The following is a 14,792-nucleotide window of genomic DNA, read 5'->3' as shown; positions in this document are numbered from 1 at the left end:
CGGACCCCCTGATGCCGAACGAGATCTGCGGCGCTGACCGCCGAACGGGAGACGCCTGATGGGAGCCTATATCCTTCGCCGTCTTCTCCTGATGATCCCGACCATCATCGGCATCATGGGCATTTCCTTCCTCGTGGTGCAGTTTGCGCCCGGCGGGCCGGTGGAACAGGTGATCGCCCAGATCCAGGGATCCGACAGCGGCGACCGTCTGTCCGGCGGCGCGTCGGATCTGCAGCCTGCCGGTGGCGGCGGCGAGGAGGCGCGCTACCGTGGTGCGCAGGGTCTCGATCCCGAGCTGATTGCCCGGCTGGAAAAGCAGTTCGGCTTCGACAAGCCGCCGCTCACCCGCTTCCTCGACATGATGTGGAACTATATCCGTTTCGATTTCGGCGAGAGCTTCTTCCGCAACACGCCGGTGCTCGATCTCATCATCGACAAGCTGCCGGTCTCGATGTCGCTTGGCGTCTGGATCATGATCGCTTCCTATGCGATCTCGATTCCGCTCGGCATCCGCAAGGCGGTGAAGGACGGCTCGACCTTCGACGTCTGGACTTCCGGCATCATCATCATCGGCTATGCGGTGCCGAGCTTCCTGTTCGGCATCCTGCTGATCGTGCTGTTTGCCGGCGGCTCCTTCTTCGACTGGTTCCCGCTGCGCGGCCTCGTGTCGGACAACTGGAGCGACCTGCCCTGGTGGCAGAAGATCCTCGACTATTTCTGGCACCTGACGCTGCCGCTGATCGCGCTGTCGCTGTCGGCCTTTGCCACCACGACCCTGCTGACGAAGAATTCCTTCATCGACGAGATCAAAAAGCAATATGTTGTGACCGCACGCGCCAAAGGCCTCGGTGAACGGCGGGTGCTCTATGGCCATGTCTTTCGCAATGCCATGCTGATCGTGATCGCCGGCTTTCCGGCCTCCTTCATTTCGGCCTTCTTCACCGGCTCGCTCCTGATCGAGAACATTTTTTCGCTCGATGGGCTCGGCCGCCTCGGCTATCTCGCCGTCATCAACCGCGATTATCCGATCGTGTTTGGCACGCTCTACATCTTCTCGCTGCTCGGCCTCGTCGTCGGTCTGGTGTCCGACCTGATCTACACCTGGATCGATCCGCGCATCGATTTTGAAAAGAGGGAGGTGTGATGAGCGCTCCCGCATCCGCCATTGCCCGCGATGCCGTGGCCGCAACGCCGCCCGCACGCCGCCGGCTGTCGCCGACCAATCTGCGCCGCTGGCAGAATTTCAAGGCCAACCGGCGCGGCTACTGGTCGTTCTGGATCTTCCTGGTGCTGTTCGGCCTGTCGCTGTCAGCCGAACTCATCGCCAATGACCGGCCGATCCTCGTCTCCTACAAGGGCGAGCTTCTGGTGCCGGTCTTCGTCAATTATCCGGAGGAAAAGTTCGGCGGCTTCCTGGCGACGACCGATTACCGTTCCGACTTCATCCAGGAAGAAATCAACGCCAATGGCTGGATGGTCTGGCCACCGGTGCGCTACTCCTACCAGACGGTGAACTCCGAAATTCCCCATTCGGCGCCGACGCAGCCCTTCTGGCTGATGGGCGCCGAGGAACGTTGCAGCGCCTATCCGAAGGGTGTCGACGATCCGAAGTGCACGCTCGGCAATCTCAACTGGCTCGGCACCGACGACCAGGCGCGCGACGTGCTGGCCCGCCTGATCTACGGTTTCCGCATCTCGGTTCTGTTCGGTCTTGCGCTGACGGTGCTCTCGGCGCTGATCGGTGTCACGGCCGGCGCCATCCAGGGCTTCTTCGGCGGCTGGACGGATCTCCTGATGCAGCGCTTCATCGAGATCTGGTCGTCGATGCCCTCGCTCTACATCCTGCTGATCATCGCCGCCATCCTGCCGCCCGGCTTCTTCGTGCTGCTCGGCGTGATGCTGCTGTTCCAGTGGGTCGGCTTCGTCGGCGTGGTGCGCGCCGAATTCCTGCGCGCCCGCAATTTTGAATATGTGCGGGCGGCCCGTGCGCTCGGTGTCGGCGACTGGACGATCATGTTCCGCCACCTGCTGCCGAATGCCATGGTTGCGACCCTGACCTTCCTGCCCTTCATTCTCTCCGGCTCGATTGCGACGCTCACCTCGCTCGATTTCCTCGGCTTCGGCATGCCGCCCGGCTCGCCCTCGCTCGGTGAAATGATCGCCCAGGGCAAGAACAACCTGCAGGCGCCCTGGCTGGGGCTGACCGCCTTCTTCTCCATGTCGGTCATGCTGTCGCTGCTGATCTTCATCGGCGAAGCCGTGCGCGATGCCTTCGATCCTCGAAAGACGTTCCGGTGATGGGCGTCGTCTTGTGCGCCATTCTGTGGCAGAGTGGTGTCCTGAGAACATCAAGAGGCACGCCATGAACAAGATCGTGCGTGAGCATTATCCCGTGGAGAATCTGCCGGAAGACCTGCGCGAAGGGCTGCAGCCAGGCGCTACCGTGCGCGTGGTTGTTGAGGTGGATGATGCCGGGATCGAGCGACAGCCCATGAGTTTCGAGGAATCGATGCGCCTGATTAACGATTACAGGCGCGACCATCCGGAGCGCGTCTCCGTTGACGATGCCGTGCGCCGCATCCGCGACCTGCGTGACGAATGGGATGAGCGATGACGGTGGGTCACCGTCTCTATCTCGATACCAATGCGCTCATCCTTCTGAATGAAGGCGATGGTGCCGCGAGACGTGTTATGGAACAGATTGTCACCGTAGCGGCGTCGAAGCCTGCGCCGATTTTGATGACAAGCGCCCTGACCCTGTCGGAGCTTCTGGTCAAGCCATACCGTGACCGGCAGATACAGCTGATCAACGCCTACCGATCCTGGTTTGGTGGTCTCTCATGGCTCGAGATTCTCCCTGTATCGCATGATGCTCTTGATCTTGCATCCTTGCTGAGGGCGACGCGGCCCGGTCTGAAACTGCCGGACGGTATCCATATGGCGACCGCTCTCGTCGCTGGAGCGAGCGGTTTCGTCAGTGCCGACAGAGGCATCCACACGCTTGACCAGATTGTGCATCCTGTGCTCGGGCATCTGCCTTATTCGCCCCTCGCCGTCATCCGCCCCGACGAGCCAACCCTCACGACCCTTCTGGAAAGTCTGACTGCATGACCAACGCGCTCCTCTCCGTCCGCGATCTGTCCGTCGCCTTCCATCAGGGAGGCAGCCAGACTCTCGCGGTCGATCGGGTCTCCTTCGAGATCGGCGAGGGAGAAGTGCTGGCGCTCGTCGGCGAAAGCGGATCGGGCAAGTCGGTCACCGCCAATTCCGTGCTGCAGTTGCTGCCCTATCCCTCGGCCAGCCACCCGTCCGGAAAAATCCTGTTCGATGGCCGCGATCTGCTGACGGTGTCGGAGCGGGAACTGCGCGCGGTGCGCGGCAACGACATCACCATGATCTTCCAGGAGCCGATGACCTCGCTCAATCCGCTGCACACCATCGAGCAGCAGGTGGGCGAGATCCTTGAGCTGCATCAGGCCATGACGCCGCAGGCGGCGCGCAGCCGCACGCTGGAGCTTCTGGCCGAGGTCGGCATCCGCGAGCCGGAAAAGCGGTTGAAGGCCTATCCGCACGAACTGTCCGGCGGGCAGCGCCAGCGCGTGATGATCGCCATGGCGCTCGCCAACCGGCCGAAGCTGTTGATCGCCGACGAGCCGACGACGGCGCTCGACGTGACGGTCCAGGCGCAGATCCTCGAGCTTCTGAAGAAGCTGCAGCGCGATTACGGCATGTCCATCCTGTTCATCACCCATGATCTCGGTATCGTGCGCCGCTTTGCCGACCGTGTGTGCGTGATGACCAAGGGAAAGATCGTGGAAACCGGGCCGGTCGAGCAGGTCTTTCGCGATCCGCAGCATGACTATACCCGTCACCTCCTGTCGTCCGAGCCGCGCGGCGAGCCGCCCGAGGCCGATCCCTTGCGAGCGGTCGTGATGGAGGGCCGCAACATCCGGGTCTGGTTCCCGATCAAGGCCGGGTTCCTGCGCCGCGTGGTCGATCATGTGAAGGCGGTGGACGGCATCGACGTGACGCTGCGCGCCGGCGAAACGGTGGGCGTTGTCGGCGAAAGCGGGTCGGGCAAGACGACGCTCGGCCTGGCGCTCGCCCGTCTGATTTCCTCCGAAGGGCGTGTCAGTTTCATCGGCAGCAATATCGGCCGCTATTCCTTCCGCCAGATGCGTCCGCTGCGCGACCGGCTGCAGGTGGTTTTCCAGGATCCCTATGGGTCGCTCAGTCCGCGCATGTCGGTGGGCGAAATCATCGCCGAGGGCCTGAAAGTGCACCAGCCGCAGCTCTCGTCCGAAGAGCGCGACCGTGCCGTGGCCGCCGCGCTGGACGAGGTCGGCCTTGATCCTGCGACGCGCTGGCGCTACCCGCACGAATTCTCTGGCGGCCAGCGGCAGCGCATCGCGATTGCCCGCGCCATGGTCTTGAAGCCGCGCTTCGTGATGCTGGACGAGCCGACCTCGGCGCTGGACATGACGGTGCAGGCGCAGGTGGTGGATCTGTTGCGCGATCTGCAGAAGAAGCACGATCTCGCCTATCTCTTCATCAGCCATGACCTGAAGGTGGTGCGGGCGCTGGCCAACCACGTCATCGTGATGCGGGCCGGCAAGGTGATGGAGGAAGGTCCATCGCAGGAGATTTTTGCCGCTCCGAAGAGCGATTACACCCGCGCGCTGATGGATGCCGCCTTCAACCTGCGCGCTGTCGCGGCCACAGCCGTCGCGCAGTAGCTTGCGGGAACCCTCGTAGCCGGCGAGAAGCCTGGGCTGGCGGGAACAAAGAGGATCGCTGCCGGTTTGCTCTTCCATCCTGCGCCGCCCTTCTGGCGGTGTGCTGCCGGAGGAATGTCCCATGAGCGATCGAAACGAGACGGACCGCCGTCCCTTGCCGCGCGAGAATGACGTGGCTTCCGTCACGCCGTCGGCCGCCCCCGACGCGCCGCTGAGCGCCACCGAGGCGCGGCAGGGCCGGCGCGGCATGCCGGTCATGGTCGTGCTGGGGGGCGGCCTTCTGCTCGCCATGCTCGCCTGGGGCGGCGTGGAATGGTGGGCACAGACCAACGAACCGCCGGCCGAGCAGGCCGCCACGCCGCCCGCCGGCGACAATACGCCCGTCAATCCCGATGCACGGCCTCCCTCGACACCGTGAGGGCGCATGCTATCGGCGGACCTCGCCTGTCGACAGCATCCAGGCGGGTGGCACGGACCAACATCAATCGATTTGATGATCGGGTCACTGGACTTTGATCCCCGTTTTTTCGATAACGTGCGGGGAGGTTGTCGGCCGATGCCTCTGATGTTGAGGGAAGGAGCCCTCTGCCGGATACGGCGAGGGCAAAGGCAGCCATGGCAGCAAAGACCGATATCGCCAGACGCGTGTATAACCACACGTGGAAGCTCGACCCCATCGTTCGCAGCCTGATCGATACCGATTTCTACAAGCTGCTGATGCTCCAGATGATCTGGAAGCTCTATCCGGATACGGATGTCACCTTTTCCCTGATCAACCGCACCAAGAGCGTGCGGCTGGCGGATGAGATCGACGAGCAGGAACTGCGCAACCAGCTGGACCACGCCCGGTCCCTGCGATTGTCGAAGAAGGAAATGATCTGGCTCGCCGGCAACAGCTTCTATGGTCGCTCGCAGATCTTCGAGCCGGAATTCCTGGCCTGGCTCGCAAATTATCGCCTGCCGGACTACGAGCTTTCCAAGCGTGACGGCCAGTATGAGCTGACCTTCCATGGCCGCTGGACCGATACCACCATGTGGGAAATTCCGGCACTTGCCATCATCAACGAGTTGCGGTCGCGGGCGGCAATGAAGTCGCTCGGCCCCTTCACGCTCGATGTTCTCTATGCGCGTGCCAAGGCGAAGATGTGGGAAAAGGTGGAGCGGCTCCGGACGCTGCCGGGCCTGCGCATCTCCGATTTCGGCACCCGCCGCCGCCACAGTTTTCTCTGGCAGCGCTGGTGCGTCGAAGCGTTGAAGGAAGGCATCGGCCCAGCCTTTACCGGCACCAGCAACGTGCTTCTCGCGATGGATTCCGATCTCGAAGCCGTCGGCACCAATGCGCATGAACTGCCGATGGTGGTGGCCGCGCTTGCCAATACGGATGAGGAACTGCGCGCGGCGCCCTACAAGGTCCTGAAGGACTGGAACCGTCTCTATGGCGGCAACCTGCTGATCGTGCTGCCGGATGCCTTCGGCACCGCCTCCTTCCTGCGCAATGCCCCCGAATGGGTGGCGGACTGGACGGGGTTTCGCCCGGATAGCGCCCCGCCGATCGAGGGCGGCGAGAAGATCATTGCCTGGTGGCAGAAGATGGGGCGCGATCCCCGGCAGAAACTGCTGATCTTTTCCGATGGCCTCGATGTCGATGCGATCATCGATACCTATCGCCATTTCGAAGGCCGGGTGCGCATGGGCTTTGGCTGGGGCACCAATCTCACCAACGACTTTGCCGGCTGCGCGCCGCGTGAAATCGACGGGCTGAAGCCGATTTCCATCGTCTGCAAGGTGAGCGAGGCGAACGGCCGACCGGCAGTCAAACTCTCCGACAATCCCCGCAAGGCGACCGGCACGCCGGAAGAGGTGCAGCGCTATCTGCGTTTCTTCGGCCAGGAGGACCGCGTGGAACAGGCTGTTCTGGTCTAGAACCGGGAAGGCGGCCTCCGTCTGGAACCCGCCCACGTTCTCGATGCTGGAGATCAATCGAGGATCTGCACGACCGTGTGTGTTTTCGGGTCGACAATCACCCGCTGCTCATTGACCACGGCATAGGCGTAGTCACGGTGCTCCGGAACCGGCGTCAGCACGACCGTTTCCGGGATCGGCTTGCCAACCACAATCTGGCGCTCGACTACCACTGGCTCGGGGGCTGGCTGGGCGCGCACATAGGTCACGACCTCCTGCGGCGGCGGGTCAATGGCGGTGCCGATGGCGGCGCCGGCAATGCCGCCGACCGCGGCACCAATCGGGCCGCCGACGATGGCGCCAGTGATCGCGCCACTGGCGGCGCCCGTCGTCGTCCCATCCTGCGCTGCAGCAAAATTTGCGAAACCTGCTGCGAGAACAGCAGTTGATGTCAGTAGAAACTTACGCATGCGATCTCTCCTCTCGGGTCAAGGGCGTGGCAGGACAACACGCGCGCCCGCAATTCGTTCCGCCCGCTGCATCATCTTCCACCGTTCCGGCGCAGGGGATGGGACGCTGCTGCACCGCGGCATCTGACGTCCGACGTCGCGGATAAGATCCACAAAACAGATGTTGACATGAAAAACAAAAGTTACGATAAGTTGCCCGACGAGAGATCGAGGCTTCCATGGAAGAACTGAGCGCCCAGGAAAACGCCGTCCTGACGATGATCCGGGACAATCCCTTTGCCGGCCAGCAGGAGATTGCCGACCAGCTGGGCCTTGCCCGGTCCACGGTTGCGGCGCATGTGGTGCAGCTCGTCAACAAGGGCTATATCCTCGGCCGCGGCTATCTTCTGCCGGAGCCTTCGCGGGCGGTGTGCATCGGCGGCGCCGTGTTCGATCGCAAGTATCGCGCCCGTCAGGCCATCATTCCCGAAACCTCCAATCCGGTCGATGGCGCCAAGAGCTTTGGCGGCGTGGCCCGCAATGTGGCGGAAAATCTGGCGCTGCTCGGCACACCGGTCAGCTTCATTTCCATCCTCGGTGAGGATGAGACCGGCAGTGCCATGCTCGCGCATCTGAGGGAACGCGGCGTGGATGTCAGTCAGGTCGTCACCGTCCGCGAGCGCCCGACGGCCGAATATGCGGCCGTGCTGGATCCGGCCGGCGATCTGGTGCTGGGGCTTGCCGATATGGGCATTTTCGATCTGTTCCAGCCCGGCCATATCGACCGCGCCTGGTCGCATCTTGCCTCCGCAAGCCTTGTGTTTGCCGATTGCAACCTGCCGGCTGTGACGCTGCAGCATCTCATCATGCGGCGACAGGGTGCCCGCTTCCGGCTGGCGATCGATGCCGTCTCGACGCCGAAAGTGGTGCGGTTGCCGGAGGATCTGACCGGTATCGACCTGCTGTTCATGAATCTCGACGAGGCAAACGCGCTGCTTTCCCGGCAGGGGAAACCGCGCGTGGAGGACAGTTTCCAGGCCGCAGCCGCTCTTACCCGGCTCGGCGTCACGGAGGCCATCGTCACCATGGGACCCCGCGGCGTCGCGGTGGCGGCCGGCGAAACGGTGTGTCACGTGCCCGCCGTCCATGCCAAGCCTGTCGACATGACCGGCGCCGGCGATGCGATGATTGCCGCGACGCTGCATCGCCTGCTGGCCGGCGACGAGACGGCCCGGGCCGCACGAATGGGCGCGCTGCTTGGCGCGCTGACCACAGAAACGGCTTCCAGTGTGCATGCGGAGCTTTCGCCCCGCTTCCTGGAGGCAAACCTCCATCGGCTTGCCGAAGAGAAAGGATGATCATGACCCTTCTGAAACCGAAACTCAGCCGTGAGGTTGCCGATGCGCTTGCCGCCGGTGGTCCCGTCGTGGCGCTCGAATCGACCATCATCACCCACGGCATGCCCTATCCGGCCAATCTGGAAACGGCGCTCGCGGTGGAAGCCGTCGTGCGCGAGAACGGTGCCGTACCGGCGACCATCGCCGTGATCGATGGCGAGCTGCGCGCCGGTCTCGAGCTGGCCGAACTGGAAGCGCTTGCCCAGGCCAAGGGCGTGGTGAAGGCCTCCGGCCGCGATCTGGCGGTTGCCATGGTGCGCAAGGCCTCGGCCGGCACCACGGTCTCTGCCACCATGCTGCTCGCCGATCTCGCCGGCATCGACATCTTTGCGACGGGCGGCGTCGGCGGCGTGCATCGCGGCGCCGAACAGACCTTCGATATTTCCGCGGACCTGACCGAACTCGGCCGCACCAAGACCGCCGTCGTCTGCGCCGGCGTGAAGTCCATCCTCGATATCGCCAAGACGCTGGAATATCTGGAAACCCAGCGCGTGCCGGTCATCGCTTACGGCACCGAGGAATTCCCGGCCTTCTTCACCCGCCAGAGCGGCTACAAGGCCGATCACCGTCTCGATACGCCGGAAGAGATCGCACAGGCCATGCACCTGCACCACAGGCTCGGCACCGGCACCGGCCTGTTGATTGCCAATCCGATTCCGGAAGCCTTCGCCCTGATGCCGGACTTCATCGACGGCACCATTGCCGACGCTGTCCGTGAAGCGGATGAAAAGGGCATTGGCCGCAAGGAACTCACCCCCTTCCTGCTCGCCCGCATCAACGAACTGTCGAAGGGCGAAAGCCTGAAGGCCAACATCGCGCTGGTGAAGAACAATGCCGCTCTCGCCTCCCGCATGGCGGTTGCCTATGCGGCGCTGAAGAAGAGCGCCTGACAGACATGACAGCAAAAAGGGGCGTCGGCACGCAGCCAATGCCCCTTTTCTTGATCTTGAGGATCAGCCCTTGGCCGGCAGCCGCGCCAGGCGTTCGGTCAAGAGCGCGTAGAAGCCGTCGGCATCGACGTGGCGCATGAACGTGGCATTCTTTGGCCGGTCGGTCACGCCCCACCAGTCGGCAACCGTCATGCCCTTGGTCAGCACCGAGTCCGTTTCGATTTCCACATTGCAGAGGCGCCCCTCGTAAAGCTCCGGCTTCAGCAGGTAGGCAATCACGTTCGGATCATGCAGCGGGCCGCCATCGGTGCCGTATTTCTGCTCGTCGAAGCGTTCGAAGAATTCCAGCCAGCCGACCACGGCGTCTGCCAGCGGCGTGCCGATGGCCTTGATCGCAGCCACTCGCTTGGCCGTTGTCAGCGTCTGGTGGGTCACGTCGAGCGGCATCATGACGACCGGCGCACCGCAGCCGAAGCAGATCCTGGCGGCCTTCGGATCGACGAAGATGTTGAATTCGGCGGCGGGCGTCACGTTGCCGCCCTCGAACAGGCCGCCGCCCATCAGCACGATCTGCCGGATGCGTTCGGCAATCGCCGGCTCGCGGGTGAGCGCCGTGCCAAGATTGGTCATCGGGCCGAGCGTGCAGATCGTCACGGTGCCCGGCTCGTTTGCCATCAGCGTCTCGATGATGAAGTCGACGCCATGCATTTCCTGCAGCGGCATCTCGGGATCGGGCAGATCGGCGCCGTCCATGCCGGTCGCGCCATGCACGTATTCGGCAGTGAACAGGCTGCCTTCCATTGGACCTTCGCAGCCGGCAAACACCTTCACGTCGGTGCGGCCGGCCAGTTCGCAAACCTTGCGGATGTTCTTCGAGGTCAGCGTCACCGGCACATTGCCGGCCGCCGCCGTAATCCCCAGCACCTCGATCTCCGGGCTTGCCAGGGCAAGCAGGATGGCCAGCGCGTCGTCCTGGCCGGGATCGGTATCGATGATGATCTTCTGGGGCATGTCGGTCTCTTTATCCTGGAAGGTTTTTTTGCGGACGCCGGTGTTGAAGCATGTCGCGACGCGCCGGGCAAGCGGGTCTCCGCCGGAGGAAGGCGGTAGCGCGCCCATTCGCGGCATCCTGGGCAAAGAGCCTGTGTCGCGCGGCGAAAGAGAACCAAACCACCTGTGCGGCGTAGTATCGGTTAAAACGGAGGCTTGCATGCACGAAACCAGCTCATCAGAGACGGGGAAGCTTGCCTGGATCACCGGTGCCAGCACCGGCATCGGCCGGGCGGTGGCTGAACGGCTTGTGCGCGATGGATGGCGGGTCGCCGTCAGCGCCCGCAGCGCTGACATGTTGGAAGCCTTTGCCGCCGCGCATCCCGGCCGCGTCCTGGCTTACCCGCTCGACGTCACCGATCGTGAGGCGACGCTGACGGTGGGAGACAGGATCCGTGCCGAGCACGGCCCGATCGACCTCGCTTTGTTCTCCGCCGGCACCTACAAGCGCGACAGCGTGCGCCAGTTCGACAGCCGCGATCTCGCCACCACCATGAACCTCAACGTACTCGGCACTGCACAGGCCATGGAGGCGGTGATCCCGGCCATGGTGGCGCGGCGCAGCGGCGAGATCGCGGTGATCGCCTCGGTCGCCGGTCTGGTCGGCCTGCCCGGCGGCGGCTTCTACGGCGCGACGAAGGCAGCGCTCAACAATCTCTGCCAGTCGCTCGCGCCGGAACTCGCACGGGAGGGCGTGCGGCTGCGCATCATCAATCCAGGCTTCGTCGAAACGCCGCTGACGGCAAAAAACGACTTTCCAATGCCCTTCCTGATCTCCTCGGAACAGGCGGCGGATGCGATTGTCGCAGGGCTGAAGCAGGATCGTTTCGAGATCATCTTTCCCTGGAAGATGGCCTTGGCGATCAAGCTTCTGTCTCTGCTGCCTTACGGACTGTTCTTCCGCGTTACCCGCAGGATGCTGCGCAAGCCGTAAGCCAAAGGAAAAGGGGCAGCCGGACCGCTGCCCCGTTTGCCGTCCCTTGCCGACCGGATTTCGTCAGGCGGATTTGCTCAGCCTGAACTGCGCTACATCAATACGGCCGGTGCGAAAGCCGGCGGCGCAGTAATGCAGATAGTAGTGCCAGGTACGGAAGAAGCGTTCGTCGAAGCCCAGCGGCGCAATCCGGTTCCAGCTGGCGCGGAAGCTCCTGTCCCAGGCGAGCAATGTGCGCTCGTAATCCCGCCCGAACCGGAAGCAGTCGCTGACCGTCAGCCTTGCCTTGCGTGCAATCTCCGCAAAACCCGTCAGCGTGGGCAGCATGCCGCCCGGAAAGATATAGGTCTGGATGAAATCGGCGTGGCGGCGATAGTGTTCGAAGCGGCTTTCCTCGATGGTGATGACCTGGATCATCGCCTCGCCGCCCGGCACCAGAAGCTCGCGCACCTGCTCGAAATAGATCGGCCAGTGTTCCTCGCCGACTGCCTCGAACATCTCGATGGAGACGATCTTGGTAAACTGGCCGCGGCAGTCGCGGTAGTCTTCAAGACGGATATCGCCCTTGTCCGCCAGTCCGGCATCCGATAGCCGTTGGCGGGCATAGGCCGCCTGCTCCTTGGAAAGCGTCAGCCCGGTCACGCGGCATCCGGTCTCGCGGATCGCCTGCTCCATGAAGCCGCCCCAGCCGCAGCCGATTTCCAGCACATGATCCTGCGGCCCGATGCCGAGTTCCCGGATGATGCGGCCGTATTTTTCCCGCTGCGCCTCTTCGAGGCTTGCCTCCGGGTGTGTGTAGATCGCCGAGGAATAGGTCATCGTGCGGTCGAGCCAGTGGCGATAGAAGGCATTGCCGAGATCGTAGTGAAAGGCGATGTTGCGGCGGCTGCCGGCCTTGGAATTGCGGCGCAGGCGGTGACGCCAATGCGCGAGCCGTGCCATCACCGCCATTGGACGGGCAAGCTTTGCCCAGTCCTGCTCATTGGCAATCGCAAGATCCAGCACCTGGCCGAGATCGGGCGTCGACCAGTCGCCATCCATGTAGGAGCGGGCAAAGCCCAGCCCGCCGTGGGTGATGATCTGGCGCAGCACGCGCGGCCGGGTGAAGCGAATGGTCGCGTTCGGACCCTGCCGGCCCTCGCCGAAATGGTGCTCGCGCCCGCTCGGAAAGACCACCGTCAGGCGGCCGTGGCGGGTGCGGGCCAGCATGCGGCACAGCATGCGTTCCCACAGCGGTGCGCGGTCTGCAACGAGAATGGGATCTCCGTGTCCGGCATGCGTCATGTCTGCGTTCCTCCACTCACGACTGGATGTTCCACCGAACTGGCGATGCGGCTGGCGGCGGGCCGGTGCCGATGGATCGGCACGCCCTTCAGCCAGAGGCGCAGGGCCTCCCAGTGGATGCCCGCCATGACCTTCATGGTCATCAGCGGAAAGGTGATCAGCGCGCGCGCCAGACTGGCATCGGACAGCGACCGGCGGCGGCCGGCAAAGCTGGCGAACAACAGGTTGCCTTGCGCGTCCCGCTCGTTGATCGCGATTTTCACATGCTCGCCCGGCGGCAGGATATCGAAGTCGTAAGTGCAGTCCATCGGCACGAAGGGCGACACATACATCGCCTTGGCGCAGGAGTGCCTCACAACCGTCTCGGACTGGCCGCCGGCCGGAATGATGTATGTATGACGTTCCATGAATGTATTGCAGACCTCATACAGCAAGGCCAGCAGATTCCCGTTGCGATCCTCGCAGAAATAGACAGTCAAGGGATTGAAGACATAGCCGAAAATGCGGGGATAGCAGAGCATGCGGATGCGCACGTCGACGGTCGGCAGGCCGGCTTCGCGCAGATGGCTTTCCACCCAGGCCCGCAGGCCGCCTTCCTCGCCCGTGCCGTGATCCTTGTCCCAGAAACTGTAGATGGCGGCGCGGTTGTGGCCGAACAGCCGAAGGCCGCGATCAAGGCTGTCCAACTCGTCGAGATCGAGCAGCAGGGAAAACACGCTGTAGCGCAGACTGTGCTGCTTCGGCCGATGGCGCTGATGCACCACCGTGCCGACATAGAGGGCGGAAACGGGGCTCATTCGGCCGCCGCCAGCAGCGGTGTCGCAAAGATGCGGCCGGATTCGTTATCCACCTGCCAGGGACGGCGCAGGCCGGTGGCCGCTTCCGCCGCCGCAAGTCCTGCCTGCAACCCGTCCTCGTGAAAGCCGCTGCCGAAATGCGCGCCGCAGAACCAGGTGTTGCGGCGGCCCTGCAGCTGCCAGAGCTGACGCTGCGCGGTGGCGGCCGCCTGATCGAACAGCGGATGCGTGTATCGATAGGTGGCGATGACCTTGTCCGGATCGATCTTTCGGCAGGCATTCAGCGTGACGAACAGCGGATGGCGGGGATCGAGATCCTGCAGCCGGTTCATCCAGTAGGTCACGCAGAGCGGCGCCTCGTCATCCACCCGCTTTCCGCCGATATAGTTCCAGCTGGACCAGACACCCTTGCGCTTCGGCATCAGGCGTTCGTCTGAATGCAGCACGGCGATGTTTTCGGTGTAGCGGAAGGCGCTGAGCACCGAACGTTCCATCGGGTCCGCATCGGCGAGCATGGCAAGCGCTTCGTTGGCATGGGCCGCAATGATCACGTCGTCGAAACGGTCCTGATGGCCGCGACTGTCGGTGACCAGAACGCCGGCCTTGGTACGCACGACCGAGACCACCCTGCTGTTCAGGCGGATCTCGCCGGAAAAATCCGCCGCGATCTTTTGCACGTATTCGCGGCTGCCGCCGGTGACGGTGCGCCACTGCGGCCGTCCCTTCAGAAGGATCAGACCGTGATGGACGAAGAAGCGGACGAAGCTTTCGAACGGATAGGCGCGCATGTCGGTGGTGGTCATCGACCAGATGGCGGCGCCCATCGGCAAAAGGTGATCCTCGATGAAGGCCTTGGAATAGCGCTCGCGCGCCAGATAATCGCCGAGTGTCAGCGCCTCCAGATCGGGCCGCTCCAGCAGCTTTTCCGCCTCGCGGTAGAAGCGCAGCACATCGGAAAGCATCCGCCAGAAGCGGGGCCGCACGATGTTGAGCCGCTGGCTGAGCAGGCCCTTGAGGCCGGTGCCGGAATATTCGAAGGCGCCGTCATCGATCGAGGCGGCAAAAGACATGTCGGAGGCCTGCGTACCGACACCGAGATGCTCGAACAGCGCCACCAGATTGGGATAGTTACGGTCGTTGAAGACGATAAAGCCGGTATCGACCGGGATCTCGCCATGGGACGTCGGAACCATGGCCGTATTGGAATGGCCGCCCAGTCGGTCGGCCGCTTCATAGAGCACCACGTCGTTGCCGCGGGCGGCAAGCCAGGCGGCGGACAATCCGCTGATGCCGGAGCCGATGACGGCGAAGCGACGATTATTTCCCCCAGATGCAACCATGAGCCCTTGTCCG

At 63.4% G+C, this 14,792-nt stretch carries 15 protein-coding genes; 10 read left to right on the top strand and 5 right to left on the bottom strand.

Annotated elements, in window-relative coordinates; all coding sequences use genetic code 11:
• Nucleotides 1-58: 58 nt before the first annotated feature.
• The 7 genes from F3H95_RS21500 (at nt 59) to pncB (ending at nt 6,659) form a co-directional block, all read left to right on the top strand.
• Nucleotides 59-1,144: a microcin C ABC transporter permease YejB gene (locus F3H95_RS21500; protein WP_149747511.1), complete on the top strand. Its 1,086-nt coding sequence runs from the start codon at nt 59-61 to the stop codon at nt 1,142-1,144.
• Entirely contained in the window at nt 1,144-2,298 is a 1,155-nt protein-coding gene (locus F3H95_RS21495) for an ABC transporter permease (RefSeq protein WP_149747510.1), read from the top strand. The genes F3H95_RS21500 and F3H95_RS21495 overlap by 1 nt, the downstream gene beginning before the upstream one ends.
• Before the next feature lie 64 nt (nt 2,299-2,362).
• Nucleotides 2,363-2,614 (top strand): siderophore-interacting protein, encoded by a 252-nt coding sequence (locus F3H95_RS21490; RefSeq protein ID WP_149747509.1) that lies wholly within the window; start codon nt 2,363-2,365, stop codon nt 2,612-2,614.
• The gene (locus tag F3H95_RS21485) at nt 2,611-3,111 is read left to right on the top strand and encodes a PIN domain-containing protein (protein WP_149747508.1); all 501 of its coding nucleotides are present in this window, start codon (nt 2,611-2,613) and stop codon (nt 3,109-3,111) included. The genes F3H95_RS21490 and F3H95_RS21485 overlap by 4 nt, the downstream gene beginning before the upstream one ends.
• Complete coding sequence (locus F3H95_RS21480; protein ID WP_149747507.1) at nt 3,108-4,736, top strand: ABC transporter ATP-binding protein; 1,629 nt, start codon at nt 3,108-3,110, stop codon at nt 4,734-4,736. Before F3H95_RS21485 ends, F3H95_RS21480 begins: the two co-directional genes overlap by 4 nt.
• A gap of 121 nt (nt 4,737-4,857) precedes the next feature.
• Nucleotides 4,858-5,154 carry a hypothetical protein gene (locus F3H95_RS21475; protein ID WP_149747506.1) on the top strand — a complete coding sequence of 99 codons (297 nt, stop codon included), beginning with the start codon at nt 4,858-4,860 and terminating at the stop codon, nt 5,152-5,154.
• A 197-nt stretch (nt 5,155-5,351) separates the two neighbouring features.
• On the top strand, nt 5,352-6,659 hold the full coding sequence (pncB, locus tag F3H95_RS21470) for a nicotinate phosphoribosyltransferase (protein WP_143126608.1): 1,308 nt from the start codon (nt 5,352-5,354) through the stop codon (nt 6,657-6,659).
• 53 nt (nt 6,660-6,712) lie between these two features.
• On the opposite strand, the gene F3H95_RS21465 is transcribed toward pncB, so the two are convergent.
• Complete coding sequence (locus tag F3H95_RS21465) at nt 6,713-7,108, bottom strand: DUF1236 domain-containing protein (protein WP_149747505.1); 396 nt, start codon at nt 7,106-7,108, stop codon at nt 6,713-6,715.
• Between the two features lie 218 nt (nt 7,109-7,326).
• Between F3H95_RS21465 and F3H95_RS21460 the strand changes: the two genes are divergently transcribed.
• Together F3H95_RS21460 and F3H95_RS21455 are read left to right on the top strand one after the other, a co-directional pair.
• Complete coding sequence (locus F3H95_RS21460; RefSeq protein WP_143126610.1) at nt 7,327-8,445, top strand: carbohydrate kinase; 1,119 nt, start codon at nt 7,327-7,329, stop codon at nt 8,443-8,445.
• Between the two features lie 2 nt (nt 8,446-8,447).
• Nucleotides 8,448-9,374 carry a pseudouridine-5'-phosphate glycosidase gene (locus tag F3H95_RS21455; protein ID WP_149747504.1) on the top strand — a complete coding sequence of 309 codons (927 nt, stop codon included), beginning with the start codon at nt 8,448-8,450 and terminating at the stop codon, nt 9,372-9,374.
• Nucleotides 9,375-9,437: 63 nt separating this feature from the next.
• On the opposite strand, the gene F3H95_RS21450 is transcribed toward F3H95_RS21455, so the two are convergent.
• Complete coding sequence (locus F3H95_RS21450) at nt 9,438-10,385, bottom strand: nucleoside hydrolase (RefSeq protein WP_149747503.1); 948 nt, start codon at nt 10,383-10,385, stop codon at nt 9,438-9,440.
• Nucleotides 10,386-10,584: 199 nt separating this feature from the next.
• Here F3H95_RS21450 and F3H95_RS21445 point away from each other — a divergent pair, with 199 nt between their 5' ends.
• Nucleotides 10,585-11,358: an SDR family NAD(P)-dependent oxidoreductase gene (locus tag F3H95_RS21445; RefSeq protein WP_149747502.1), complete on the top strand. Its 774-nt coding sequence runs from the start codon at nt 10,585-10,587 to the stop codon at nt 11,356-11,358.
• A gap of 63 nt (nt 11,359-11,421) precedes the next feature.
• Here the strand turns inward: F3H95_RS21445 and F3H95_RS21440 are convergent, their stop codons facing one another.
• Genes F3H95_RS21440 through F3H95_RS21430 form a run of 3 tightly spaced genes read right to left on the bottom strand, consistent with a single transcriptional unit; the run spans nt 11,422 to nt 14,779 of the window.
• Entirely contained in the window at nt 11,422-12,642 is a 1,221-nt protein-coding gene (locus tag F3H95_RS21440) for a cyclopropane-fatty-acyl-phospholipid synthase family protein (RefSeq protein ID WP_143126614.1), read from the bottom strand.
• The gene (locus tag F3H95_RS21435; RefSeq protein ID WP_149747501.1) at nt 12,639-13,439 is read right to left on the bottom strand and encodes a DUF1365 family protein; all 801 of its coding nucleotides are present in this window, start codon (nt 13,437-13,439) and stop codon (nt 12,639-12,641) included. The genes F3H95_RS21440 and F3H95_RS21435 overlap by 4 nt, the downstream gene beginning before the upstream one ends.
• Nucleotides 13,436-14,779, bottom strand: a complete 1,344-nt coding sequence (locus tag F3H95_RS21430; RefSeq protein ID WP_149747500.1) for an FAD-dependent oxidoreductase — start codon at nt 14,777-14,779, stop codon at nt 13,436-13,438. Before F3H95_RS21430 ends, F3H95_RS21435 begins: the two co-directional genes overlap by 4 nt.
• Nucleotides 14,780-14,792 lie beyond the last annotated feature (13 nt).

This window comes from Rhizobium sp. RU35A (genome assembly GCF_900156005.1).
Taxonomy (GTDB): Bacteria; Pseudomonadota; Alphaproteobacteria; order Rhizobiales; family Rhizobiaceae; genus Neorhizobium; species Neorhizobium straminoryzae.
Note: the sequence above shows the minus strand (reverse complement) of the source record. Positions and strands in the feature narration are given on the sequence as shown.